The sequence below is a fragment of the Pseudorhodoferax sp. Leaf265 genome (assembly GCF_001422365.1).
In the GTDB taxonomy this organism is placed as follows: Bacteria; Pseudomonadota; Gammaproteobacteria; order Burkholderiales; family Burkholderiaceae_C; genus Pseudorhodoferax.
In genome coordinates, this window is sequence record NZ_LMMT01000005.1 from 103,320 (window position 1) to 127,107 (window position 23,788).

The window sequence follows — 23,788 nt, forward strand, 5'->3', positions numbered from 1 at the left end:
CAAAGGACTGCATGCCCGAAATCCACCACACCCTGAAAGCGCGCTACGGCGCCGCCGCTCCCGCGATCCCGCTGGAACTCAACCCCGTGCTCGACGCGCTGCTCACCCAGCGCTCGGTGCGCCACTTCGTGCCCGATGCGCTGCCGCCGCATGCGCTGGAGCGGCTCGTCGCGGCCGCCCAGTCGGCGCCGAGCTCCTCCAATCTGCAGACCTGGAGCGTGGTCGCCGTGCAGTCGCAGGCCGGCCGCGACCGCCTGGCCGAGCTGACCGGGCCGCAGAACCACCTGCGCACCGCACCGCTGGTACTGGCCTTCCTGGCCGACCTGTCGCGCATCCAGCGCATCGCCGAACGCAGCGGCCGCGAGGCCGCAGGCCTGGACTACCTGGACACCTTTCTGATGGCCGTGATCGACGCCGCGCTGGCCGCGCAGAACGCGGTGCTGGCCGCGCAGTCGCTGGGCCTCGGAACGGTCTACCTGGGCGCGCTGCGCAACCAGCCCGAGCCCGTGGCCGCGCTGCTGGGCACGCCTTCCCATGTGTTCCCGGTGTTCGGCCTGGTGGTCGGCTGGCCCGATCCGGCCCGCCCTGCCGCGGTCAAGCCACGCCTGCCGCAGTCCTCGGTGCTGCACCTGGAGCGCTACCGCGCGCCGGCCGATGCCCAGGCCGAGACCGGCGGCTACGACGCCGAGCTGCGCCGTTTCCAGGCGGCCGAGGGCATGCCCGCCATCGACTGGAGCCAGCAGGTCATCGACCGCCTGCGCGACCCGGCCGCGCTCAAGGGCCGGCACCGGCTGTTCGAGGCGCTGCTCGGCGCCGGCCTGCGCTTCGACGACATCACCGCTTCCCCAAACCACAACACCACCGCATGACTTTCGCCACCGAGCAGGACGCCTCCTTCACGGCACGTTTCCGACCCATCTTCGCGCGCATCGCCGAGCGTGCCGCCGAACGCGAGCACGGCCGCGAACTCGCCCACGACGCCATCGGCTGGCTGCGCGAGGCCGGTTTCGGCGCGCTGCGCGTGCCCGTCGAACACGGCGGCCTGGGCGCCACACCTTCGCAGCTGTTCGCGCTGCTCGTGGAGCTGGCCGAGGCCGACTCCAACCTGCCGCAGGCGCTGCGCGCGCACTTCGGCTTCGTCGAGCGTGTGCTGATCGAGTTCCCGGCCGAACGCCGCGCGCCCTGGCTGCGCCGCGTGGCCGAGGGCGCGATCTTCGGCAATGCGACCACCGAACTGGGCGAGGGTGCGGTGGGCGCGCTGCAGACCACGCTCACGGCCCAGGGCACGGGCTACGTGCTCGACGGCGACAAGTACTACAGCACCGGCACGCTCTACGCCGACTGGGTGCAGGTGACGGCCCAGCGCGATGGCGCCGACCCCAACATCCAGCGCAGTCTGGCCCTGGTGCGCACCGATGCGCCCGGCGTGGAGTGCGTGGACGACTGGCGCGGCTTCGGCCAGCGCCTGACGGCCTCGGGCACCACGCGGCTGCGCGGCGTGCAGGTGGCAGCCGACGCCGTGGTCGATGTGGCACGCAACATCGCCACGCCGCTCACGGCCCTGTTCCAGCTGTTCCACATCGCCACGCTGGCCGGCATCGCGCGCGCCGTGGAGCGCGACGCCGTGCGCTTCGTGCAGCCGCGCCGGCGCGTGTTCAGCCATGGCAGCGGCACCGTGCCGCGCGAGGACCCGCTGATCCAGCAGGTCATCGGCCAGCTCGGCGCCACGGCCTATGCGGCGCAGCTCGCGGTGCGCGACGTGGCCGCCGGCCTGGATGCGGTGGACCGCCTGCGCCTGGCCGGCGCGCCCGTCCCGGACGAACTGCTCATCGACGTGGAGCTGCGCGCCTCGCGCGCCCAGGTCCATGTGACCGACGCCGTGCTCGGCGCGGCCACGCGGCTGTTCGACGTGGGCGGCGCTTCGGCGCTGCAGGAAGACCGCCGGCTGGACCGCCACTGGCGCAATGCGCGCGCACTGGCCTCGCACAACCCCGTGATCTACAAGGCCCGCGTGCTAGGCGACCACGCGCTCAACGGCACGCGGCCGACCTTCTACTGGGCCGTGGGCACGCGCGAAGCCGCCTGAGAACCATATGCGCACCGCGTCTTAGCAAGCGCGAAACGCTTCTACCGACACGCGGCGGTCGCCGGCACACTGCCCGGTCCACGGCCCATCGCGCAGCTACACCATGACCCAACACCACCTCGCCTGGGGCGCCGCCCCGAGCCCCCGCTACGAGGCCCTGGCCCAACGCTTTCGCCCCGTGTTCGACCGCATCCGCGGCACCGCGGTGGAGCGCGATCTCCAGCACAAGCTGCCGCACGAGGAGCTGCACTGGCTGCGCGCCGAAGGCTTCGCCAAGCTGCGCCTGCCGGTCGAGCAGGGCGGCGCCGGTGCCACGCTGACCGAGTTCTTCGGCCTGCTGGTCGAGCTCGGCGCGGCCGACACCAACGTGGTCAACGCGCTGCGTGCGCACTTCGGCTTCACCGAGGACGTGCTGAACTCCGGGTTCGCCGACTTCCGCACGCACTGGCTGGCGAAGATCGCCGAGGGGCAGACCATCGGCTCGGGCTTCTCCGAAGCGGGCGAAGCCAAGGTCGGCAGCTTTTCCACCAAGCTCACGCGCGACGCGCAAGGCCGGCTGCGCCTGTCGGGCCGCAAGTTCTACACCACGGGCTCGCTGTTCGCGGACTGGATCAACACCGCAGCCGACGACGAGGACGGCCAGCCCACGCTGGTGCTGGTGCCGCGCAAGGCCTCCGGCGTGCAGGTCGACGACGACTGGGACGGCTTCGGCCAGGCGCTCACGGCCAGTGGCACGGCGCACTTTGACCAGGTCGCCATCGAGCCGGCCTGGGTCAACCCGGCCAGGGCGCGCTTCCCGTACTCCTCGCCCTACTACCAGCTCGTGCACCTGGCCTCGCTGGCCGGGATCGCGCGCGCGCTGTCCGAAGACCTGGCCCAGCGCGTGCGCGAACGCACGCGCACCTACAGCCACGCCAACGCCGAGCGCAGCGCGCAGGATCCGCAGGTGCTGCAGGTCGTCGGCCGCGTGCACGGCGCGGCCTATGCGGCCAACGCCATCGTGCAGCAGACCGCCCGCGCGCTGGAGCTGGCCTGGCAGTCGCGCACGCTGGACGCGGCCCAGCGCGAGCAGGCCAACGTGCTGGCCCATGTGGAGGTCGACCAGGCCGTGCCCGTGGTCACGCAGCTGGTGCTGGACGCCAGCACCCAGCTGTTCGACGCGCTGGGCGCCTCGGCCGCGCTGCGCCCGGCCGGGCTGGACCGCTACTGGCGAAATGCGCGCACGATCTCCTCGCACAACCCGCGCGTGTACCGCGAGCGCCAGGCCGGCGACTACGCCGTCAACCGCACGCCGCCGCCGACCTACTACCGGGTCGGCACGGCCTGATTCCCTTCCCTCTTCCTCGTCCCCCGCATGAGCTCCCTCGCAGAACCCGCCAGCCCCCGGCTGGCCGACACCGCCAATCCCCACCCCGCGCCGCTGCGCCAGGCCTTGCCTGCGGCCGGCGACGTGGCCCTGCTGTTCGCGCGCGCCCAGGCCCTGCTGCCGCAGGTGGCCGAGGGCGCGGCCGCGCGCGAGAGCGCACGCGAACTGCCCTACGCGCTGGTGCGCCAGATTGCCGAAGCCGGCCTCTTGACCTTCCGCATCCCCAAGGCCTATGGCGGCCCGGGCGGCTCCATCCACGACGTGATCCGCTTCCTGGTCGACCTCGCGGCGGTGGATTCCAACACCGCGCAGGCGCTGCGGCCCAACTACGGCTTCATCGAGAGCCTGCTGGCCGGCCAGGACGAGGCGGCGCGCCAGCTCTGGTTCGGCCGGCTCTTGAAAGGCCAGATCCTGGGCAACGGCGGGCTCGAGCGCGGCGGCGCGCACGGTTCCACGGCCGCACGCATCCTGCGCGATGGCGACCACTACCGCGTCAACGGCACCAAGTACTACAGCACCGGCGCGCTCTACGCCGACTGGATCACCTCGCTCGCGCTGGACGCGGACGGCAAGGAGACCGCCTTCTTCGTGCCGCGCGGCCGCGCCGGCGTGGAACTCGTGGACGACTTCGACACCGCGGGCCAGCGCCTGACGGCCAGCGGCACCACGCGCTTCGTCGACACGCTGGTGCAGGCCGACGAGGTCCGCTCGGGCCACTTCTCGCGCGAGAAGCGCAACCCGGTCACGCCGCTGTACCAGCTGATCCTGGCGGCCGTGGAGGCCGGCATCGCGCGCAACGCACTGACCGACGCCGTGCACTTCGCGCAGAAACATGCGCGACCGATCCGCCACAGCAGCGCCCAGGTCTCGGTGGACGACCCCTACGTGCGCGAGGCCGTGGGCCAGATCGCGGCCCAGGCCTATGCGGCCGAGGCCACGGTGCTGCGCGCCGCGAGCGCGCTGGACGCGGCCTGGGCCGAGCAGCTCAGCGAAGAGGCACTGACGCGCGCCTCGGTGGAGATCGCCCAGGCCCAGCACTTCGCGGTGGCCGCGGCGCTCAAGGCCGCGGAACTGGCCTTCGACGTGGGCGGCGCCTCGGCCACCGACCGGCGCCACAACCTGGACCGCCACTGGCGCAACGCGCGCACCGTGGCCAACCACAACCCGCGTCAGTGGAAGGCCGCCGCGGCCGGCGCCTGGCACCTCAAGGGCGAGCCGCCGCCGACGACCGGCGCGTTCTGATGCCGGCGGCTACGCCCTGGCGTAGCCCTGGATGCCGGTCGGCCGCAGCAGCTGCGCGCGCAGCCGCGGGTCGCTGGCGAAGCGGCCCGTGATCTCCAGCACGCGCGCCACCTCCTCGGGCGTGTTGTAGGCGCCCAGTGACAGCCGCACGGCGCCCGTGTCCAGCAGGTTGCTGACCACGCCCTGCGCGTAGAGGTACTTGCGCAGCGCGAAGCCTTCGGGGTGCTGGATGCAGACCGTGAAGCTGTTCTCGCCGGGCCGGTCGGACGACAGCAGCCGGTAGCCCTGCGCACGCAGGCCGGCGTCCAGCTGCGCGCCGAGCGCGAGCACCCAGGGCGCGAGCCGCTCCACGCCGGCCTCCTCGATCAGCAGCAGCGCCTGCGCCAGGCCGTAGACGCCGGGGTAGTTGATGTTGCCGCCCTCCAGCTGCCGCGCGTCGCCCGCTGGCGGCGGCAGCAGTTCCCAATCGGGCACCGTGCGGTCGATGCGGTTGGCGACCGACGGCCCGAGGTGGCCGGGTTCGAGCTCGGCCAGCAGCGCGGGCGCGATGGCCAGGAAGCCGATGCCCAGTGGCCCGTGCAGCGCCTTGTAGCCGCCGCAGGCCAGCGCATCCACGCCCCAGCCCTGCACATCGAACGGCAGCAGGCCCACGCCCTGGATGCCGTCGACCACGAGCCGGATGCCCTGGGCGCGGCAGCGCGCGGCCAGCGCGGGGATGTCGGCGCGCACGCCGGTGCTGTACTGCACGTAGGAGACCGCGATGAGCCGCGTGTGCGCGTCCACGCGCTGCCACAGCGCGTCCAGCGTCACGCTGCCGCCCGGCGCGGCGGCCACGCGCACCTCGACGCCGCGCCGCCGCAGGTGCAGCCAGGGCACGGCGTTGACGGGGTGCTCCTGGTCGTCGATGACGAGGTTGTCGCCGGGCCGCCAGGGGAAGCCCTGGGCCACGATGTTCAGGCCCTCGGTGGTGTTCTTGGTGAACGCGATGCTGCGCGCCGGCGCGTTGACGAGCCGGCCGATCTGGCCGCGCACGCTCTCGGCCGCGGCCAGCCATTCAGGCTTGTCGGCGCGCGCATGCGTGATGTTGTCGAAGAAGCGCTTGACGGCCTCGCTGACCGCCGGCGCCATCGGGCTGCTGTAGGCTTGGCAGGCGTAGATCTTCTGGCGCGTGATCGGGAAGTGGTCACGGAAACGCTGTTGCCAATCCATGCGGGCCTCCTGGCGCAAAGGCCGAAATTCTAGGAAGGCTGCTTATCTGTTGGCCGCATGAGCATGCGCGGATTGCTTCCATCGCCGCCGCCGCGCGTTCCTAGAATTTCCCCCCCATGACCAAGACCCCCTTCCCCACACTGCGCGCTCTGGCCGCGCTGTTCGGCCTGTGCGCAGCGCTTGGCGCACAGGCCGGCCCCACGGTCGACGCGATCAAGGCACGCGGCCAGCTGGTCTGCGGCGTGAGCCAGGGTTCGGCCGGCCTGTCGCTGCCCGACAGCCAGGGCCGCTGGAGCGGGCTGGATGTGGACTTCTGCAAGGCGCTGGCCGCCGCGACCTTGGGTGCGCCCGACAAGGTGCGCTACGTGCCGCTGAGTTCGCAGCAGCGCTTCCCGGCCCTGGTCTCGGGCGAGATCGACGTGCTGAACCGCAACACCACCGTGACCTCCGGCCGCGACGCGGGCCTGGGCATCAGCGCCACGGCCATCGTGTTCTACGACGGCCAGGGCTTCCTGGTGCCCAGGAAGCTCGGCGTGCGCAGCGCCAGGGAGCTGGATGGCGCCCAGGTCTGCGTGCAGCCCGGCACCAACAACGAGCAGAACCTGGTGGACTGGTTCACCACGCACAAGCTCAAGTACCGCCCGGTCGTGATCGAGAACCTCGTCGAACTGGAGAAGGCCTTCTACGCCGGCCGCTGCGACGTCTACCTGTCCGACGCCTCCACGCTGGCGGCCAGCCGCTCGGCGCGCGCGGGCAACCCTGACGACTTCGTGATCCTGCCCGAGCGCATCAACAAGTCGCCGCTGTCGCCTTGGGTGCGCGAGGCCGATGCCAACTGGGCCAGCATCGTGCGCTGGACCGTGCACGCCGTGGTCGCGGCCGAGGAACTCGGCATCACCTCGGCCAACGTCGACACCTTCCTCGCCAGCAAGGACCCGCAGGTGCGCCGCCTGCTGGGCGTGGACCCCGGCATCGGCAAGAGCTTCCAGCTCGACGAGCGCTGGGTCTACCGCGTGATCAAGGCCGTGGGCAACTACGGCGAGATCTGGGACCGCAACGTGGGCCCCAAGACCCCCCTCAAGCTGGACCGCGGCCTGAACGCGCTGTGGAACCAGGGCGGCCTGCTGTACGCGCCGCCGTTCCAGTGATGCTTTGGTCACGGGCCCGATGACGGGCCTGGACTTCGGCTTCCTCACGCAGCGCGCCGGCTTCCAGCTGGCCGAGAGCCTCCTGGACGCCACGCCGGACGACAGCTACGGCTGGCTGCTGCTGGCCGGCGCCGTCGACACGCTGGCGGTGGCCGCGCTCGCGCTGCCGCTGGCCACGCTGGCCGGCACCGCGCTGGGGCTCGCACGGCTCACGCGACAGCCGCTCGTGCACCGGCTGCTCGCGCTGCTCGTGGCGCCCGTGCGCAACACGCCGGTGCTGCTGCAGCTGTTCGTCTGGTACGCGCTGCTGCTGGCCCTGCCCCATGTGCGCGAAGCCTGGCAGCCGCTGCCGGGCGTGTTCCTGTCCAACCGCGGCCTGGCGCTGCCGGCGCTGCATGGCGCCGGCCCGCTGCTGCTGGCCCTGGCCGCGACGGCACTGGCCTGGCGGCTGTGGCGGCGCCGGCTGCTGGTCGTGGGCCTCGGGCTGGCCGCCTGTGTGTCCGCGGTGGCCATGCAGCCCCTGCAGCTGGAACTGCCGCAGGCGGCGGGCTTCGGCCTGCGCGGGGGCTGGACGCTGAGCCCGGAATTCGCAGCGCTGGTGCTGGGCCTCACGCTGTTCCACTGCGCGTACATCGCGGACATCGTGCGCGGTGCGGTGCTGGCCGTGCCGGCCGGCCAGGTCGATGCCGGGCGCGCACTGGGCCTGGCGCCGGGGCAGCTCGCGCGGCTGGTGCTCGCGCCCCACGCGGCCCGGCTGGCGCTGCCGCCGTACGCGAGCCAGTGCCTGATGCTGCTCAAGAACAGCACGCTGGCGATCGCCATCGGCTACCAGGACCTCATGGCCGTCGTGAATACCACGGTCACGCAGACCGGCCGCGCGGTGGAAGGCATCACGCTGGCGGCGCTGTTCTATCTGGCGATCAGCCTGCTCGTCGCCTGGACGCTGGCACGCGCCAACGCCCGTGCCACGCGCCAGGGACTGGAGGGCGGTGGCGTGCAGCGGCTGGGCCAGCGCCTGGGGCCGGTGGGCTGGCACGGCGCGCTGCGCTGGCGCACGCCGCTGCAGGCCGCGTGGCAGCTGGCCCTGGCAGGGTGCGTGGCCTGGGGCGGCTGGCAGCTGCTGCAATGGGCCGTGCTGCGGGCGCAATGGCATGGCCTGCCTGCCGACTGCGCGGCCGCGGCCGGCGCCTGCTGGGCCTCTGTCTGGGAGAACCGCACGCTGCTGCTGTTCGGCACCCTGCCCGCGGCGCAGCGGCCCCAGGCCGCGTTGGCCTGCGCGCTGCTGCTGGCCGCAGCGTTGGTGCCGTTGCTGCGGCCGCTGGCGCCGCGCTGGCGCGTGGCAGCCTGCCTGCTCGCGCTGGCCGGTGCCGCCGCCACGCTGGCCGGCCTGGGCGGCCGGCCCCCCCTGGCGCCGGTGGCCTGGGGTGGGCTGCTCGTCACGCTGGCATTGGCGCTCGCGGCCATGGCGCTGGCCCTGCCGCTCGCCGTCCTGCTGGCGCTGGCCAGGCGCCAGCGGCACCGCGCCTTGCGCTGGCCAGCCACCGCACTGGTCGAGACCGTGCGCGCCGTGCCGCTCGTCACGCAGCTGCTGCTGGTGGCGTTCTGGGTGCCGCTGCTGCTCGGCGGCGACTGGTCGGGCGCGAAGTTCCAGCTGGCGCTGGCCGCGCTCGCGCTGCACACGGGATGCCAGCTGGCCGAGGTGCTGCGCGGCGCGTTGCAGGCGATCCCGGCCAGCCAGGCCCTCACGGCGCAGGCACTCGGCCTGCGGCCCGTGCAGGTGCTGGCAGGGGTGCTGCTGCCGCAGGCGCGCCGGCTGGCGGCGCCAGCCGCGCTCGGGGTGTTCGTGGGCGCGCTCAAGGACACCTCGCTGGTGCTCGTGATCGGCCTGTTCGACGTGCTCGGCGCGGCGAAGGCCGTGGTCGCCGACACCGGCTGGCGGCCCTACGATCTGGAGGTCTACGGCGCCGTCGCGCTGCTGTTCCTGCTCGCCTGCCTGCCGCTGGCGTGGCAGGCGCAGCGCATGCAGCTGCGCGCCGCTTGAACCGGCGCATCACCGGCACGCCCGCCAAGGACGGAAAGCGCATGTGCTCATGCGGTTTTCTTCGTTCACTGCGGCGCGGGCCCTTCCTAGAGTGGCTGGCTGCGCGCGCTGCCCCCGGCGCGCCTGCCCCGAGGAAGCCCATGCCCCACCACCCCACCCGGCGCGCGAGCCTCGCGCTGCTGGCGGCCGCCATGCTGCCGCAGGCGCGCGCCACCACCGGCCCCTGGAAGCCGACCAAGCCCGAGTTCATCGTGCCCAGCGGCGCCGGCGCCGCGCTCGACAGCGCGGCGCGCAAACTCACCGAACTGCTGGCCCGCGAGGGACTGACCGAGAGCTTTGTCGTCAGCAACCGCTCGGGCGCCCACTCGATCCAGGCGCTGGAGACGCTGCAGCGCCAGGGCGGCAACGCCAGCCTGCTCATGACGCTCAGCAGCGGCTACGTGACCAGCGTGGCCCAGGGCGCGCTGGCGCCGCGGCTGCAGGAGATCACGCCGCTGGTCACGCTGCTGCGCGAATTCACCACGGTGGCCGTGCGCGCCGACGCGCCCATCCGCGACGCCGCCGGGCTCATCGCCACGCTGCGCCGCGACCCGGCGGCCCTGTCCATCGGCATCGCCACCACGCTGGGCAACCACATCCATCTGGGCATCGCCCAGCCGCTGCAACAGGCCGGCGTGGCCGTGCGCGGCCTGCGCGTGGTGCCCTACAAGTCGTCGGCGGAGTCCACGGCGGCGCTGGTCGGCGGCCACCTGGACGTGGTGTCCGCCACCACGCCCAACCTGCTGCCCTACCTGCAGAACCAGCGCGTGCGGGTGATCGCCATCGCGGCGGATGAGCGCCTCGCCGGCGCGTTCGCCGACGCGCCGACCTGGAAGGAACAGGGCGTGGACTACGTCAGCCAGTCGTTCCAGGGCGTGGCCACAGCTGCGCGCGTGACGCCCGAGCAGCAGGCCTTCTGGGTGCAGGCCTTCGCGCAGGTGACGCGCTTGCCAGAGTGGCAGGCCTTCCTCGCGCTGAACCAGTGGAAGCCGCATTTCCTGGGCCCGCAGCAGACGCAGGCTGCGCTGCAGCAACAGATCGCACAGACGCGCAGCCTGTTGGCCGCGCTGGGCCTGGAAGGCACGGACCCGACGGGCCAGGCGCAGGCCGGCGCGGCCCCGCGCACCTGAGCCCCCACCGAAAGAGACACCATGAACATGCCCCTGCCCGCCGCCGTCCAGCACCAGCTGGAGCGCGCCCTGGACGACACCCGCCACATCGAGGTGCTGCCGCAATCCGCCCACATCGGCGCCCTCGTCACGGGCGTGGACCTGCGCCGCCCGCTGGCGCCGGCGGAGGTCGCCACCATCCGTGCCGCGCTGCTGCGCTGGAAGGTGGTGTTCTTCCGTGACCAGCCGCTGGACCACGTGCAGCAGATCGCCTTCGCGCGCCAGTTCGGCGAGCCCACCCTGGGCCATCCGGTGTTCGGCCATGTCGAGGGGCATCCGGAGCTCTACTCCATCGCCAAGCACCGCACGGCCAACAGCCACCAGGGCCAGGCCGAGCAGCGGCCCTGGACCGGCTGGCACGCCGACGTGACGGCCGCGCACAACCCGCCCTACGCCTCCATCCTGCGCGGCGTGACCATTCCGCCCTATGGCGGCGACACGCAGTGGACCAACCTGGCCGCCGCCTTCGCCGCCCTGTCCGGCCCGCTCCAGGGTTTCCTGGAAGGCCTGCGCGGCGAGCACCGCTTCAGCCCGCCGGCCGGTGCCCAGGCCTCGGTGGCCTACCAGCAGGCGGTGCGCAGCAAGGAGCTGGTCAGCGAACATCCGCTCGTGACGGTGCACCCCGAGACCGGCGAGAAGGTGCTCTACATCAGCCCCGGCTTCCTCAAGCGCATCGTCGGCCTGCACGCGCGCGAGAGCCGCGTGCTGCTCGAGTTCCTCTGGGAACACGCCGTGCGCAGCGAGTTCACGGTGCGCTTCAAGTGGGAGCCTGGCTCGCTCGCGTTCTGGGACAACCGCGCCACCGCCCACGTGGCACCGAACGACATCTTCGCGCTGGACTTCGACCGCCAGCTCTACCGCGTGACGCTGGTGGGCACGGTGCCCGTGGGGACGGACGGGCGCGCCTCGACAGCCGTCTCCGGCGACCCGGTGCTGGCGGCGCATGGCGCGGCGTACTGAGCGCCCCCGTCGCGCTTGCTCGCACCGCGGATATCCAAGCACGCAAATCTTCGTTGGCCGGAGCAGGCACCGCGCCTAGAGTGCGGCGCTTCCAAGGAGTCTCCATGCATCCCCTCTCGCACGGCGCCGCGCGCCGCAGCCTCGTCCTCGCCGCCCTGGCCGCCGCCGTGCTGGCCAGCACGGCTGCGGCCGCCACCGAACTGTCGGTCGGCTTCATGCCCGGCCCCTACCGCGACGCCTTCGCCAAGGGCATCGCGCCGCAGCTCGAAAAGCAGGGCTACACCATCAAGTACGTGGAGTTCAGCCAGGGCGTGCAGCCCAACGACGCAGTCGAACGCGGCCAGATCCAGGCCAACATCTTCCAGCACAGCCTGTACCTGGAGGCCACGAACAAGCGCCAGGGCTTCGATCTCGTGCCCGTGGTGCATGTGCCCACGCCGCCGATGGGCCTGTACTCGCAAAAGCACAAGACCTTGGCTGCCGTGCCCGATGGCGCCACGGTGACGCTGCCTGCCGACCCGGTCAATGCCGCGCGCGCGCTCAACATCCTCGCCGCCATCGGCTGGGTGCAGGTCAAGCCGGGCGTCGACCCGATCAGCGTTTCGGAACGCGACATCGTGGCCAATCCCAAGAAGCTCAAGCTCGTGCCGCTGGACGCTGCGCAGGCGCCACGCTCGCTGGCCGATGCCGATCTTGCCGCCGTGCAGGGCAACTTCGCCGTGGCCTCGGGCCTGAAGCTCACCGAGGCGCTGAAGCTCGAGGACATGACGCTGCCCTACGTCAACGTGGTGGCCGTCAAGCGCGGCAACGCCAACGCCAGGTTCGCGCAGGACATCGTGGCCGCCTACCGTGCGCCGGAATTCCAGAAGGTGTTCCAGGCCAACCCGGTCTGGGCCGGCTACCGCCTGCCCGACTATTTCAAGAAGGACTGAGATGGCCAGCCTGCCTCCACGCCAGTTGCACCTGAACGTCAACATCCTGCACTCGGGCTTCGTGCCCTCGGCCTGGCGCACACCCGATGCGGACCCGCGCGCCTTCATCGATGTGCAGCACTACATCCGCGTGGCGCAGATCGCCGAGCGCGGCAAGCTCGACGCCGTGTTCCTGGCCGACAACGCGGCCATCATCGACCAGATCCACTTCCGCCCGATCACGGCGCTGGAGCCCACGGTGCTGCTGACCGCTGTCGCCGCGGCCACCACCCACATCGGCGTGATCGGCACGGCCTCGACCAGCTACAACGAGCCCTACAACATCGCGCGCCGCTTCGCCTCGCTGGACCATGTGAGCGGCGGGCGTGCCGGCTGGAACGTGGTGACCACGGCCGACCTGGCCTCGGCCCGCAACTTCGGCCTGGAGGCCGTGCCCGACCATGGCAGGCGCTATGCGCGCGCCTCGGAGTTCACCGACGTCGTCAAGGCGCTGTGGGACAGCTGGGAGGACGACGCGCTGGTCGGCGACAAGGCGACTGGCCGCTTCATCGACCCGGCCAAGGTCCACCCCATCGCGCACCGCGGCGAGTTCTTCAACGTGCAGGGCGCGCTGACGCTGCCGCGCTCGCCGCAGGGCCGGCCGGTGCTGGTGCAGGCCGGCGGCTCGGCCGACGGGCGCGAGCTGGCATCGCGCCATGCCGAGGCGGTGTTCTCGGCTTCCCAGTCGCTGGAGGAATCGCTGGCCTACAGCCAGGCGCTCAACAGCCGCGCCGCCGCGCTGGGCCGCGGGCCGCATGCCGTGAAGGTGCTGGCCGGGCTGACCACCTTCATCGGCGCCACGGAAGCCGAGGCCATCCGCCGCCGTGACGACTTCATCGACGCCATCCCCTGGGACTACAGCCTGACGCGCTTGGCGGGCACGCTGGGCACCACGCCCGACCGGCTCCAGCTCGACCAGCCGCTGCCCGAGAACCTGGCGCTGCCCGCCGGTGGCAACGGCAACCACACCTTCTTCGCCGCGACCATCGCGCTGGCGCGCCGCCAGAACCTCACGGTGCGCCAGCTGATCCGCGAGCTCGGCGGCGGCGGCGGCCACCGCATCATCGTCGGCACGCCCGAGCAGATCGCCGACGACATCGCGCACTGGTTCGCCGTGGGCGCGGCCGACGGCTTCAACCTGATGCCCGACGCCTTGCCCGACGGCCTCTCGGACTTCGTCGACGGCGTGGTGCCGCTGCTGCAGCGGCGCGGCATCTTCCGTACCGGGTACAGCGGGCGCACGCTGCGCGAACACCTGGGCCTGCCCTTCCCGGCCGGCCGCGAGGCGACGCGCAAGGCTGCCTGAGGGCGCCACGGCCGGCAGGCTGCGGTTTTGTAGGCCAAGGCCGCATCGGCGGGCCAGCAGCCGGCGCGACGTGGCAGCCGCAGCAGGCGGTCGGCTGCGGCACCGATCCGGCAGGTCCTAAGATCGTGGCTCCATGACCCAGTCCGGCCCCTCCGCATTCCAGACCGGTGGCGGCGACATGGGCGCCAAGGTGCGCGCCTTCGACTGGGCGAGTACCCCGCTCGGGCCGATCGCCGGCTGGTCGGTGGCCTTGCGCGTCACCGTCGACCAGATGCTCGCCTCCAAGTTCCCGGCCTGCCTGTTCTGCGGGCCGGACCTGATCGCCATCTACAACGACGGCTACGCCACCATCCTCGGCACCAAGCCGCAGGCGCTCGGCCAGCCCCTGCGCGAAACCTGGAAGGAGGTCTGGCCGCAGCTGCAGCCCATCGCCGAGCGCGCGCTGGCCGGCGAGTCCACCTTCATCGAGGACTACCTGATCCGCATCGACCGCCATGGCCGCATGGAGGACGCCTGGTTCACGTTCAACTACGGCCCGGTGTTCGATGGACACGGCACGGTGATCGCCATGCTGGACACCGTGGTCGAGACCACCGCCAAGGTGCTGGCCGAACGCCGCTCGCAAGCGGAGCGCACGCAGCAGCAGCGCCTGCTGCAGCAGATGCCGGGCTTCGTCGCCGTGCTGTCCGGGCCCGACCATGTGTTCGACTATGCCAACGACGCTTACCTGCAGATCGCCGGGCCGCGCGCACTGCTGGGCCGGCCGGTGCGCGCCGCGTTCCCCGAACTCGAAGGCCAGGGCGTCTTCGAGATGCTGGACCGGGTCTATGCCACGGGCGAGCCGCTGCGCGCGCATGCGCTGCCGGTGCGGTTCGCGCACACGCCGGGCCAGCGCTTCGTCGACCTGCTGTGCCAGCCGATCCGCGATGCCACATGCCAGACGTGCGGCATCTTCGCGGGCGGCTACGACGTGACCGAACGTGTGCAGGCCGAGACCGCGCTGCGCCAGCTCAACGCCACGCTGGAGCAGCGCGTGGCCGAGCGCACATTGGCGCGCGAGCGCGCCTGGCAGGACCTGGCCGAAACCCAGGACGCACTGCGCCAGGCGCAGAAGATGGAGGCCGTGGGCCAGCTGACCGGCGGCATCGCGCACGACTTCAACAACCTGCTGGCCGCCATCAGCGGTGCGCTGCAGCTCATGCGCCTGCGCCTGGACCAGCACCAGACCGAGGGCTTGCACGCCTACCTGGACATGGGCGAACGCTCGGTGCGGCGCGCCGCCTCGCTCACGCAGCGCCTGCTGGCCTTCTCGCGCCGGCAGACGCTGGACCCCCGGCCCACCGATGTGAACCGGCTCGTGCAAGGCATGCAGGAGATGGTGGCGCGCACCGTGGGGCCGGCCGTGCAACTGGCGGTGGAGCCGGCTCCGGCGACCTGGCCCACGCGCGTGGACGCCTCGCAGCTGGAGAACGCGCTGCTGAACCTGTGCATCAACGCACGCGATGCCATGCCCGAGGGCGGACGCCTTGCGCTGGCCACCGCCAACCGCACGCTGGCCGCAGAGGAGGCCGCCGCCCAGGAGCTGCCGGCCGGCGACTATGTCTGCCTGCGCGTGACCGACACCGGCACCGGCATGTCGCACGACATCGTGCAGCGCGTGTTCGACCCCTTCTTCACGACCAAGCCGCTGGGCCAGGGCACGGGCCTGGGCCTGTCCATGGTCTATGGCTTCGTGCGCCAGTCGGGCGGCCAGATCCAGGTGGATTCCGAGCCCGGCCGCGGCACCACCATGACACTGCTGCTGCCACGCCACCTGGGCGATGCCGAGACCGACGACGCCGCCCACACCGCCGAGCCGCCCGGCGGCGGCACCGGCGAGACCCTGCTGCTGATCGAGGACGAGGACATCGTGCGCGAGCTGCTGACCGAGGTGCTGCAGGACGCCGGCTACACCGTGCTGGGCGCCGCCGACGGCCCGGCCGGCCTGCGCCAGCTGCAGGCCAGCGGGCCGATCGACCTGCTCGTGACCGACGTGGGCCTGCCCGGCGGCATGAACGGCCGCCAGGTGGCCGATGCCGGCCGGCTGCTGCGGCCGGAACTGCAGGTGCTGTTCATCACCGGCTATGCCGAGGCCGCGACGGTGGGCAACGGCTTCATGGAAGCCGGCATGGAGGTCATGACCAAGCCCTTCGACCTGGCGGCCCTGGTGGCGCGCGTGCGCGAGATGCTGGACCGCAGGATCGTCTGACGCCGACGCCCGCAAGGGCAGGCTACGGCGCGAAGGGCCGGGCCGCAGTGTGGCGCGGGCCGCCGCCGCGCCGCTGGCGGCAGCCGCCGGCCGGTGGTGTCAGCCGCGCTGCCACCAACTGCGCCGTTCCTGCCGTTCTGCGAGGGGCCGCAGGTCCAGATCCGTGTTGTCGCGCAGCCCGGGAACCCCCTGGCGCCTGCGCTGTTCGACTTCCAGCAGGTGCGCCTGGCCGCGCGCTTCCTTGGAGCCCCGCAGGGCCTCTGCTCGCCACATGGCTGCCATGTCGTGCAGCTCTGCGTCGCTTAGTTCACTCACCATGGGGGCCATTGTGCCGCCCTGGCGATCCCTTGCGGTCTCAGTAGGTCTCCAGGTGCAGCCGCCCCTCGCGCTTGAGCGTCGCGGCGATGCTCTCCCAGTCCAGCCCCGCCCCCGTGGCGATGTCGCGCAGCGCGAGCACCACGCCCTGCTCCATGCTCTTCAAGCCGCAGACGTAGAAGTGGCTCGCGCCATCCTGCAGCAGCGCGGCGAGGTCGGCCGCGCGTTCGCGCATGCCGTCCTGCACGTACTTCCGGGGCTGGCCCGGCATGCGCGAGAAGGCCAGGGTGATGTCGATGAAGTCCTTGGGCAGGCTTTGCAACGGGCCGAAGTAGGGCAGCTCCTGCTGCGTGCGCGCGCCGAAGAACAGCATGAGCTTGCCGCCCTCGAACTTGCCGCTGTTGCGCAGCCGGCGCCGCCACTCCGTCATCGCGCGCATGGGGGCGCTGCCCGTGCCCGTGCAGACCATCACGAGGTGCGACTTCGGATGGTTGGGCATCAAAAAGCTGCTGCCGAAGGGACCGACCACCTGCACGGGGTCGCCGACCTTCAGGTCGCAGACGTAGTTGGAGCAGATGCCGCGCACCGGCTTGCCCTGGTGGTCCTCGGCCACGCGCTTGACGGTCAGCGAGAGGTTGTTGTAGCCCGGCCGCTCGCCGTTGCGCGGGCTCGCCACCGAGTACTGGCGTGGCTGGTGCGGCCGCCCCAGCGCATCGGTGCCGGGCGGCACGATGCCGATGGACTGGCCCTCCAGCACCGGGAAGGGCATGGCGCCGAAGTCCAGCACCACGTGGTGGGTCTCGCTGGCGAAGCCGGCCTCGGTGCAGTTGAAGTTGCCGACCACGGTGGCCGTGGTCGGCTTCTTCGGGCTGTAGAGGTTGGTGTAGGCGTGCGCGGCCGACCAGGGCGGGATGCTGGCGCCGTACTGCGCCGAGTTGAACGCCACGGTGCCGGGCTCGGGCGTGGCCTGCACGGGTGGCGGCGCTGCTGCGGGCACCTCGCCCACGCCAGCCGCAGCCAGTTGCTCGGGCGTGAGCGCGGGCGGCAGTTCGTCCCAGGTCAGCTGCTCCTCGATGGAGTAGGCGCGCAGCCTGGGCATGCTGCGCCAGTTGTCGATCGAGCCCGTGGGGCAAGGCGCGATGCAGGCCATGCAGCCGTTGCAGACATCGGCCTTGACCACGTAGTTGCGCTCGTCGTGCGTGATGGCACCGACCGGGCAGGTGGCCTCGCAGGTGTTGCAGCGGATGCAGATCTCGGGGTCGATCAGGTGCTGCTGGATGACGGCGGCGTCCACGGCCATGTCCATGGCGGCCTCATCCAAACCGGACGTATTCGAAGTCGACGGGCTGGCGGTTGATGCCCATCACCGGCGGTGCGATCCAGCCGGCGAACTTGCCCGGGTCGACCACGCGGCCCATCAGGGACGCCACGAAGGCGAAGTCCTCGGGGGTCGGCAGCCATTCGGCCTTCTTCGCGTTCCACTCGTTCTCGCTGACCACCCGCCCCTCGGGCGACATTTTGATGCCGGCCAGCGCACCGATCTGGCGGTTGAAGGCCTTGTGCGGCACCGTCAGGCGCGTCGGGATGCCGGCCTTCTCCAGCACCTTGTTCCAGCGGTTCACGCCGGCCACGGAGTCCTTGATGAAGTCGTCGCGCAGCACCTCGTTGAGTGCGTTGAGCATGGGGACTTCCTTCTCCTGCAGCTGGCCGTTGACGACTTCCAGCACCTTGTAGGTCTGGCCCTTGAGCTGGTGGTCGTCGGTGCGCTTGCCTTCCTCGTAGCGGCCCTTGAGGCCCGAGCTGTAGAAGACGGCTGCGTTGCTCGACTGGTCGGCGCCGAACAGGTCGATGGTCACGCTGTAGTGGAAGTTCAGGTAGCGCTGGATGGTGCCGAGGTCGATGGCACCGGCCGCGCGCACCTTCTGCGGGTCGTCGGTCTTGAGCTCGTTCATGACGGCCGCCGTGCGCGACAGCACGCGCGAGACGCCGCTCTCGCCCACGAACATGTGGTGCGCCTCTTCGGTCAGCATGAACTTGGTGGTGCGGGCCAGCGGGTCGAACGCGCTCTCGGCCAGTGCGGAGAGCTGGAACTTGCCGTCGCGGTCCGTGAAGTAGGTGAACATGAAGAAGGCCAGCCAGTCCGGCGTCTTCTCGTTGAACGCGCCCAGGATGCGCGGGTTGTCCTGGTCGCCCGAGGTGCGCTGCAACAGCGCCTCGGCCTCCTCGCGGCCATCGCGGCCGAAGTGCTTGTGCAGCAGGTAGACCATGGCCCACAGGTGGCGGCCCTCCTCCACGTTGATCTGGAACAGGTTGCGCAGGTCGTACATGGAGGGTGCGGTCAGGCCCAGGTGGCGCTGTTGCTCGACGCTCGCGGGTTCGGTGTCGCCCTGCGTCACGATGATGCGGCGCAGGTTGGCGCGGTGCTCGCCGGGCACGTCCTGCCAGGCCTTCTCGCCCAGGCTGTCGCCGAAGTGGATCTTGCGCTCGGCGTCGCCCGGGTTCAGGAAGATGCCCCAGCGGTAGTCGCGCATCTTCACGTGGCCGAACTGCGCCCAGCCCTGCGGGTCCACGCTGACGGCGGTGCGCAGGTAGACCTCGTGGTTGGTCGAGCCCTCGGGGCCCACGTCGTCCCACCAGTGGATGAAGTTGGGCTGCCAACCTTCGAGCGCGCGCTGCAGCGTGCGGTCTTCGCCCAGGTTGACGTTGTTGGGGATCTTCTCGCTGTAGTTGATCGTGCTCATGGGGGTCTCCTGGGTGCGTTCAGACGCGGTTGAAGTCGAAGGCGGTCTTCTCGCCCTTGCCGTAGAGCTTGAGCGCGCCCTTCTCGCCGACGGCATTGGGGCGCTGGAAGATCCAGTTCTGCCAGGCCGAGAGGCGGCCGAACACGCGCGTGACCATGTTCTCCTTGCCCGCGAAGCGCAGGTTGGCCTCCAGACCGGTCAGCGCGTCGGGCGACATGGCGGCGCGCTCTTCCAGCGCGATGCGGATTTCGTCATCCCAATCGATGTCGTCGGGCGCGGCCGTGACCAGGCCCAGCGCGAGCGCGGCGTCGGCGTCGAGCGGCCGGCCGGCTGCTGCGCGTGCGGCTTCCAGCGGCCCCGCTTCCTCGTAGAAGCGGCGCTGCAGGCGGCTCTGGTCGGTCACCAGCGGCAGCAGGCCGAAGTTGAATTCGTCCAGCACGATCTTTGGCGCTTTGTCCGCATCGTCGGGCAGCGCCAGCATGTAGGTGCGGTCGGCTGCGAAGGCCAGTTCGGCCAGCATGCCGGCGAAGCAGGAGCCGGACTCCACGAGCGCGAACAGCGTGCGCGAGGACACGTCCAGCCGCGCGAAGCTGCGGCGCAGCAGGCCCAGGGTTTGGCGCACGAGCCAGTGGTCCTGGTGGGCGACGATGGTCGCATCGGCCGCCAGCACGGCTGCGGCGTCGCCTTCGGTCTTGAGCAGCCAGGTGCCGATGTCCAGCTCGTTGGTGCGCAGGTTCAGGATCGCGTCGTCGAGCTGGCGGCCCATGGCCAGCGGCCACCAGGCGGCGCCTGCGGCTTCGATGCCGGCGGCATCGAGGGGCTGCGCGCCGGTGGGCGCCTTGATGGTCAGCGTGGCGGTGCGGCGGGCGCGATCGATGGCGACCGTCACGTGTTCATAAGCGATACCGTCGTCGCTGTCCGTGCGCTCGATGCGCGGCAAGGCGATGCCCTGGGCCGCCGTCGAACGGCCGCCGGCGGCGCCCAATTTGGCCGCACGCTCCTGCACCACGGCGCCGAACTGCGCGGGCTTGGCCACGGCGTCCACCAGGCGCCAGTCCACGGCACGCTGGCCGCGCACGCCCTCCACGCTGGTGCAGAAGATGTCCGCCAGGTCGTGGCGCACCTTGCGCTTGTCGGTCACGCGCGTGAGGCCGCCGGTGCCCGGCAGCACGCCCAGCAGCGGCACCTCGGGCAGCGAGACCGAGGACGAGCGGTCGTCCACCAGCACGATCTCGTCGCAGGCCAGCGCCAGCTCATAGCCGCCACCGGCGCATGCCCCGTTCACGGCTGCCAGGAACTTCAGCCCCTCGTGCCTGGACGAGTCCTCGATGCCGTTGCGCGTCTCGTTCGTGAACTTGCAGAAGTTCACCTTCCAGGCGTGGCTGGACAGGCCCAACATGAAGATGTTGGCGCCCGAGCAGAAGATGCGGTCCTTGCCGCTGGTCACGATGACAGACTGCACCTGCGGATGCTCGAAGCGCACGCGGTTCAGCGCGTCGTGCAGCTCGATGTCTACGCCCAGGTCGTAGCTGTTGAGCTTGAGCTTGTAGCCGGGACGGATGCCGCCGTCCTCCGCGATGTCCAGCGACAGGCGCGCGATGGCGCCGTCGGTGGACAGCGACCAGTGGCGGTACTGGCTCGGTTCGGTGCGGTAGTCCACGCGCGGCGCGGAAGTCGTGGGGGCGGTGTCGGCCATGCTGTCTCCGGTAGGTTAAATGCAAGATACTGCATCTATCGAAAAGCGGTGCATGCATCATTATGCATGTCAGTGCACGCGTCAAGCCCCGCACAGGTTTTTTTGTGCAGGCCGGAACGCCGCCAGGCGGCGGCAGGGATGTCAGGCCAGCGCGGCCTGCACGCTGCTGCGCAGCAGGTCGAAGGCCTGCTGCAGGCTCTTGGCGCTGGTGTCCACGCGCAGGTCGGCCTTGGAGTAGAAGGCCGCGCGCCCATCCAGGATGCGGCGCAGGTCTTCCATGGCCTCCTTGCTGGCCGCCATGGGGCGCAGGTCGCCCTGGGCCGCCACGCGGCCCATGTGCTCCTCGGGCGAGGCCTGCAGCCACACCGTGGTGCAGTGCGCCAGCAGTTCGTTGAAAGTGGCCGGGTCGGAGACGATGCCGCCCGGCGTGGCGATCACCACCTCGCCGTAGATCTGCACGGTCTCCTCGAGCGCACGGCGCTCATAGCGGCGGTAGGCGTTGGTGCCGTACAGGTCGTGGATCTCGCGCACGCTGCAACCGGCGACCTTCTCGATCTCGCGGCTCAGCTCGATGAAGGGCAGGTCCAGCGCCTCGGCCAGCATGCGGCCCAGCGTGGACTTGCCCGCGCCGCGCAGGCCGATCAGCGCGATGCGCCGGCCGCGCCCGGGGTCTATGGCGCCCGTGCCCAGCAGCTCGCCGATGGTCACGCGCACGCGCCGCAGGTCGGCCTCGGAGCGGTTCTCCAGCAGCTCGCGGATCAACAGCCACTCGGGCGAACTGGTGGTCACGTCGCCCACCATCTCGGCGAGCGAGCAGTGCAGGGCCCCCGCCACCTGCTGCAGCACGAGGATGGACGCGTTGCCGATGCCGTATTCCAGGTTCGCCAGGTGCCGCTCGGACACCCCGGCCGCCTGCGCCACGGCCTTGCGCGTGAGGCCGCGCCGCGCACGCAGGCTGCGCACGCGCTCGCCCAATGCCGCCAGCAGCGCGTCGCGCGGCTGCTCCGCCCCTGCAGGCGCCTCGGCCTGTGCCGCGCGCCCCTCCCGCTTGTTCATGGCCTGCGCCCTTTCCTGCCCAGCATTGTCGTTCCCAGGGTAAACACCAAACGTGCACTATATTGCTTGACACCCCTTGTCTCAGGTCCTATCGTGCGCCACAAGCACGATATTGCATGTCGCCAGCGCAGCGCAAGCCCGTTGCGCAAGACAAGGAAACACGATGGACCACCAACAGGATTTCCACCGGCAGCTCGCCGGCCTGACCGCGCAGATCGCCGGCCGGCCGCTGGATGCCGCGCTCGACAGCTGGCTCAACGCCGCCTGGGCGCCGGGCAGCGCCGGCTACGAAGCGCTCAAGGCCGGCTGCCTGGCCGGCGTCGCCGAAGGCTGGCTGTGCGAACGCGAAGGCGGCGGCATCCGCTATGGGCGTGTGTTCAAGGCCGAAGACGCACTGCACCGTTTCTCGGTCGACGTGGTCGACATGCAGGACATCGCCGGCCCGCACCACACCCATCCCCAGGGCGAGATCGACCTGATCCTGCCGCTGGACGACGGCGCCACCTTCGACGGCCGCCCGGCCGGTTGGTGCGTCTACCCACCCGGCAGCGCCCACCGCCCGACCGTGGCCCAGGGCCGCGCGCTGGTGCTCTACCTGCTGCCCGAAGGGCAGATCCAGTTCACCAAGACCTGACGCCATGACCGCCCTGCTCCCCAACTTCGTCTCCGGCCGCTGGCAGGCAGGCACCGGCGCCGGCAGCACGCTGCTGGACCCCGTGCTCGGCACCGCACTCGTGCGCGTGGACGCCACCGGCCTGGACCTGCCGGCCGCCTTCGACTTCGCGCGCCGCCAGGGCAGCGCGGCGCTGCAGGCCCTCACGTACCGCGAACGCGCGGCCCTGCTCGCCCAGGTCGGCCAGCGGCTGCAAACCCACCGCGAGGCCTACGACGCGATCGCCACGGCCAACTCCGGCACCGTGAAGAACGACTCGGCCGTGGACATCGACGGCGCGCTGTTCACGCTGGGCCAGTACGCGCGCTGGGGCGAGGCGCTGGGCGATGCCCGCGCGCTGCGCGATGGCGAGCCCGTGCGCCTGGCCAAGGAGGCCTTCCAGGCCCAGCACGTGCAGGTGCCGCGGCCGGGCCTGGCGCTGTTCATCAACGCCTTCAACTTCCCGGCCTGGGGCCTGTGGGAGAAGGCCGCGCCGGCCCTGCTGTCGGGCATGGCCGTGGTCGTCAAGCCGGCCACCGCCACGGCGTGGCTCACGCAGCGCATGGTGCAGGACGTGGTCGACGCCGGCATCCTGCCCGCGGGCGCGCTGTCCATCGTCTGCGGCAGCTCGGCCGGCCTGCTCGATGCGCTGGAGCCCTTCGACGTGGTCTCGTTCACGGGCTCGGCCGATACCGCCGCCGTCATCCGCAGCCACCCGGCCCTGGCGCGCCATGCGGTGCGCGCCAACATCGAGGCCGACAGCCTGAACAGCGCGCTGGCCCTGCCCGACGCCACGCCCGGCACGCCGGCCTTCGACGGGCTGGTGCGCGAGGTGGTGCGCGAGATGACGGTCAAGTCGGGCCAGAAGTGCACGGCGATCCGGCGCATCCTGGTGCCCGAGGCGGTGTATGGCGCAGCGGCCGAGGCCATCGCCGCCAGGCTGTCCAAGGTCAGCACCGGCAACCCGCGCAATGCGAGCGTGCGCATGGGCGCACTCGTGAGCCGCGCGCAGTTCGACACGGTGCAACAGGGCGTGGCACAGCTCGCCCGCACGGCCGAGATCCTGCACGACGGCCGCACCCAGCCGCTGGTCGACGCCGATCCCGCCGTGGCCGCTTGCGTGGCGCCCGTGCTGCTGGGCACGCGCGACGCCGACGGCGCCCAGGCCGTGCACGACGTGGAGGTGTTCGGCCCGGTCGCCACGCTGCTGGCTTACCGCGATGTGCCGCACGCGCTGGCGCTGGCCCGGCGCGGCCAGGGCTCGCTGGTGGCCTCGCTGTACGGCGACGACGCGGCACTGCTGGGCCGCAGCGCGCTGGCGCTGGCCGCAAGCCACGGCCGCGTGCACGTGGTCACGCCCGAGGTGGCGCAGGTGCACACCGGCCACGGCAACGTGATGCCGCAATCGCTGCACGGCGGCCCCGGCCGCGCCGGCGGCGGCGCCGAGCTCGGCGGCCTGCGCGCGCTGGACTTCTTCCACCAGCGCAGCGCGGTGCAGGCCAGCCCGCCCGTGCTGGCCGCGCTCGGCCTCTGAGCCCCCAGA

19 protein-coding genes are annotated in these 23,788 nt (G+C 71.6%); 13 read left to right on the forward strand and 6 right to left on the reverse strand.

Translation table 11 applies throughout. The features are described from left to right. Positions 1 to 11: 11 nt before the first annotated feature. From ASF45_RS07585 to ASF45_RS07600, 4 genes are all read left to right on the forward strand, one after another. Positions 12 to 869, forward strand: coding sequence for an NADPH-dependent oxidoreductase (locus tag ASF45_RS07585; RefSeq protein WP_056659506.1), 858 nt, complete (start codon positions 12 to 14; stop codon positions 867 to 869). Further along, a complete protein-coding gene (locus tag ASF45_RS07590; protein WP_056659512.1) occupies positions 866 to 2,086 on the forward strand; it encodes an acyl-CoA dehydrogenase family protein in 1,221 nt (406 codons plus the stop codon). The genes ASF45_RS07585 and ASF45_RS07590 overlap by 4 nt, the downstream gene beginning before the upstream one ends. A gap of 103 nt (positions 2,087 to 2,189) precedes the next feature. Continuing rightward, the gene (locus tag ASF45_RS07595; RefSeq protein ID WP_056659514.1) at positions 2,190 to 3,413 is read left to right on the forward strand and encodes an acyl-CoA dehydrogenase family protein; all 1,224 of its coding nucleotides are present in this window, start codon (positions 2,190 to 2,192) and stop codon (positions 3,411 to 3,413) included. 27 nt (positions 3,414 to 3,440) lie between these two features. Further along, entirely contained in the window at positions 3,441 to 4,694 is a 1,254-nt protein-coding gene (locus tag ASF45_RS07600) for an acyl-CoA dehydrogenase family protein (RefSeq protein WP_082550865.1), read from the forward strand. A gap of 9 nt (positions 4,695 to 4,703) precedes the next feature. On the opposite strand, the gene ASF45_RS07605 is transcribed toward ASF45_RS07600, so the two are convergent. After that, complete coding sequence (locus tag ASF45_RS07605) at positions 4,704 to 5,903, reverse strand: aminotransferase class V-fold PLP-dependent enzyme (protein ID WP_056659515.1); 1,200 nt, start codon at positions 5,901 to 5,903, stop codon at positions 4,704 to 4,706. A 116-nt stretch (positions 5,904 to 6,019) separates the two neighbouring features. Between ASF45_RS07605 and ASF45_RS07610 the strand changes: the two genes are divergently transcribed. From ASF45_RS07610 to ASF45_RS07640, 7 genes are all read left to right on the forward strand, one after another. Continuing rightward, a complete protein-coding gene (locus tag ASF45_RS07610) occupies positions 6,020 to 7,051 on the forward strand; it encodes an amino acid ABC transporter substrate-binding protein (RefSeq protein WP_056659517.1) in 1,032 nt (343 codons plus the stop codon). A 19-nt stretch (positions 7,052 to 7,070) separates the two neighbouring features. After that, positions 7,071 to 9,092, forward strand: a complete 2,022-nt coding sequence (locus ASF45_RS07615; RefSeq protein WP_056659519.1) for an ABC transporter permease subunit — start codon at positions 7,071 to 7,073, stop codon at positions 9,090 to 9,092. A gap of 140 nt (positions 9,093 to 9,232) precedes the next feature. Continuing rightward, complete coding sequence (locus ASF45_RS07620) at positions 9,233 to 10,261, forward strand: tripartite tricarboxylate transporter substrate binding protein (RefSeq protein ID WP_056659521.1); 1,029 nt, start codon at positions 9,233 to 9,235, stop codon at positions 10,259 to 10,261. A 27-nt stretch (positions 10,262 to 10,288) separates the two neighbouring features. Beyond that, entirely contained in the window at positions 10,289 to 11,260 is a 972-nt protein-coding gene (locus ASF45_RS07625; protein ID WP_369802106.1) for a TauD/TfdA dioxygenase family protein, read from the forward strand. A 104-nt stretch (positions 11,261 to 11,364) separates the two neighbouring features. Further along, positions 11,365 to 12,192, forward strand: a complete 828-nt coding sequence (locus ASF45_RS07630; protein WP_056659525.1) for a MetQ/NlpA family ABC transporter substrate-binding protein — start codon at positions 11,365 to 11,367, stop codon at positions 12,190 to 12,192. Between the two features lies 1 nt (position 12,193). Next, complete coding sequence (locus ASF45_RS07635) at positions 12,194 to 13,537, forward strand: LLM class flavin-dependent oxidoreductase (protein WP_056659527.1); 1,344 nt, start codon at positions 12,194 to 12,196, stop codon at positions 13,535 to 13,537. Between the two features lie 133 nt (positions 13,538 to 13,670). Further along, on the forward strand, positions 13,671 to 15,785 hold the full coding sequence (locus ASF45_RS07640) for an ATP-binding protein (protein ID WP_056659529.1): 2,115 nt from the start codon (positions 13,671 to 13,673) through the stop codon (positions 15,783 to 15,785). A 99-nt stretch (positions 15,786 to 15,884) separates the two neighbouring features. On the opposite strand, the gene ASF45_RS07645 is transcribed toward ASF45_RS07640, so the two are convergent. The 5 genes from ASF45_RS07645 to ASF45_RS07665 all read right to left on the reverse strand — a co-directional run bounded on the left by ASF45_RS07645 (position 15,885) and on the right by ASF45_RS07665 (position 21,593). Beyond that, positions 15,885 to 16,067 (reverse strand): hypothetical protein, encoded by a 183-nt coding sequence (locus tag ASF45_RS07645; protein ID WP_156472890.1) that lies wholly within the window; start codon positions 16,065 to 16,067, stop codon positions 15,885 to 15,887. 73 nt (positions 16,068 to 16,140) lie between these two features. Next, a complete protein-coding gene (gene boxA, locus ASF45_RS07650) occupies positions 16,141 to 17,406 on the reverse strand; it encodes a benzoyl-CoA 2,3-epoxidase subunit BoxA (protein WP_056659533.1) in 1,266 nt (421 codons plus the stop codon). A gap of 7 nt (positions 17,407 to 17,413) precedes the next feature. Next, positions 17,414 to 18,841, reverse strand: a complete 1,428-nt coding sequence (gene boxB, locus ASF45_RS07655) for a benzoyl-CoA 2,3-epoxidase subunit BoxB (protein ID WP_056659535.1) — start codon at positions 18,839 to 18,841, stop codon at positions 17,414 to 17,416. 19 nt (positions 18,842 to 18,860) lie between these two features. Further along, the gene (boxC, locus tag ASF45_RS07660; RefSeq protein ID WP_056659537.1) at positions 18,861 to 20,537 is read right to left on the reverse strand and encodes a 2,3-epoxybenzoyl-CoA dihydrolase; all 1,677 of its coding nucleotides are present in this window, start codon (positions 20,535 to 20,537) and stop codon (positions 18,861 to 18,863) included. 141 nt (positions 20,538 to 20,678) lie between these two features. Next, on the reverse strand, positions 20,679 to 21,593 hold the full coding sequence (locus ASF45_RS07665) for a helix-turn-helix transcriptional regulator (protein WP_056659538.1): 915 nt from the start codon (positions 21,591 to 21,593) through the stop codon (positions 20,679 to 20,681). A 163-nt stretch (positions 21,594 to 21,756) separates the two neighbouring features. On the opposite strand from ASF45_RS07665, the gene ASF45_RS07670 reads away from it, so the two are divergent. After that, positions 21,757 to 22,227 carry a DUF4863 family protein gene (locus tag ASF45_RS07670; RefSeq protein WP_056659540.1) on the forward strand — a complete coding sequence of 157 codons (471 nt, stop codon included), beginning with the start codon at positions 21,757 to 21,759 and terminating at the stop codon, positions 22,225 to 22,227. Between the two features lie 4 nt (positions 22,228 to 22,231). Continuing rightward, positions 22,232 to 23,779 (forward strand): 3,4-dehydroadipyl-CoA semialdehyde dehydrogenase, encoded by a 1,548-nt coding sequence (locus ASF45_RS07675; RefSeq protein WP_056659542.1) that lies wholly within the window; start codon positions 22,232 to 22,234, stop codon positions 23,777 to 23,779. Positions 23,780 to 23,788: the final 9 nt, after the last annotated feature.

Bases quoted from the DNA above. Each gene is read 5' to 3' on its own strand.
- ASF45_RS07585 (WP_056659506.1), top strand. From the start codon at position 12: ATGCCCGAAATCCACCACACCCTGAAAGCGCGCTACGGCGCCGCCGCT.
- ASF45_RS07590 (WP_056659512.1), top strand. From the start codon at position 866: ATGACTTTCGCCACCGAGCAGGACGCCTCCTTCACGGCACGTTTCCGA.
- ASF45_RS07595 (WP_056659514.1), top strand. From the start codon at position 2,190: ATGACCCAACACCACCTCGCCTGGGGCGCCGCCCCGAGCCCCCGCTAC.
- ASF45_RS07600 (WP_082550865.1), top strand. From the start codon at position 3,441: ATGAGCTCCCTCGCAGAACCCGCCAGCCCCCGGCTGGCCGACACCGCC.
- ASF45_RS07605 (WP_056659515.1), bottom strand. From the start codon at position 5,903: ATGGATTGGCAACAGCGTTTCCGTGACCACTTCCCGATCACGCGCCAG.
- ASF45_RS07610 (WP_056659517.1), top strand. From the start codon at position 6,020: ATGACCAAGACCCCCTTCCCCACACTGCGCGCTCTGGCCGCGCTGTTC.
- ASF45_RS07615 (WP_056659519.1), top strand. From the start codon at position 7,071: ATGACGGGCCTGGACTTCGGCTTCCTCACGCAGCGCGCCGGCTTCCAG.
- ASF45_RS07620 (WP_056659521.1), top strand. From the start codon at position 9,233: ATGCCCCACCACCCCACCCGGCGCGCGAGCCTCGCGCTGCTGGCGGCC.
- ASF45_RS07625 (WP_369802106.1), top strand. From the start codon at position 10,289: ATGCCCCTGCCCGCCGCCGTCCAGCACCAGCTGGAGCGCGCCCTGGAC.
- ASF45_RS07630 (WP_056659525.1), top strand. From the start codon at position 11,365: ATGCATCCCCTCTCGCACGGCGCCGCGCGCCGCAGCCTCGTCCTCGCC.
- ASF45_RS07635 (WP_056659527.1), top strand. From the start codon at position 12,194: ATGGCCAGCCTGCCTCCACGCCAGTTGCACCTGAACGTCAACATCCTG.
- ASF45_RS07640 (WP_056659529.1), top strand. From the start codon at position 13,671: ATGACCCAGTCCGGCCCCTCCGCATTCCAGACCGGTGGCGGCGACATG.
- ASF45_RS07645 (WP_156472890.1), bottom strand. From the start codon at position 16,067: ATGGCAGCCATGTGGCGAGCAGAGGCCCTGCGGGGCTCCAAGGAAGCG.
- boxA (WP_056659533.1), bottom strand. From the start codon at position 17,406: ATGGACATGGCCGTGGACGCCGCCGTCATCCAGCAGCACCTGATCGAC.
- boxB (WP_056659535.1), bottom strand. From the start codon at position 18,841: ATGAGCACGATCAACTACAGCGAGAAGATCCCCAACAACGTCAACCTG.
- boxC (WP_056659537.1), bottom strand. From the start codon at position 20,537: ATGGCCGACACCGCCCCCACGACTTCCGCGCCGCGCGTGGACTACCGC.
- ASF45_RS07665 (WP_056659538.1), bottom strand. From the start codon at position 21,593: ATGAACAAGCGGGAGGGGCGCGCGGCACAGGCCGAGGCGCCTGCAGGG.
- ASF45_RS07670 (WP_056659540.1), top strand. From the start codon at position 21,757: ATGGACCACCAACAGGATTTCCACCGGCAGCTCGCCGGCCTGACCGCG.
- ASF45_RS07675 (WP_056659542.1), top strand. From the start codon at position 22,232: ATGACCGCCCTGCTCCCCAACTTCGTCTCCGGCCGCTGGCAGGCAGGC.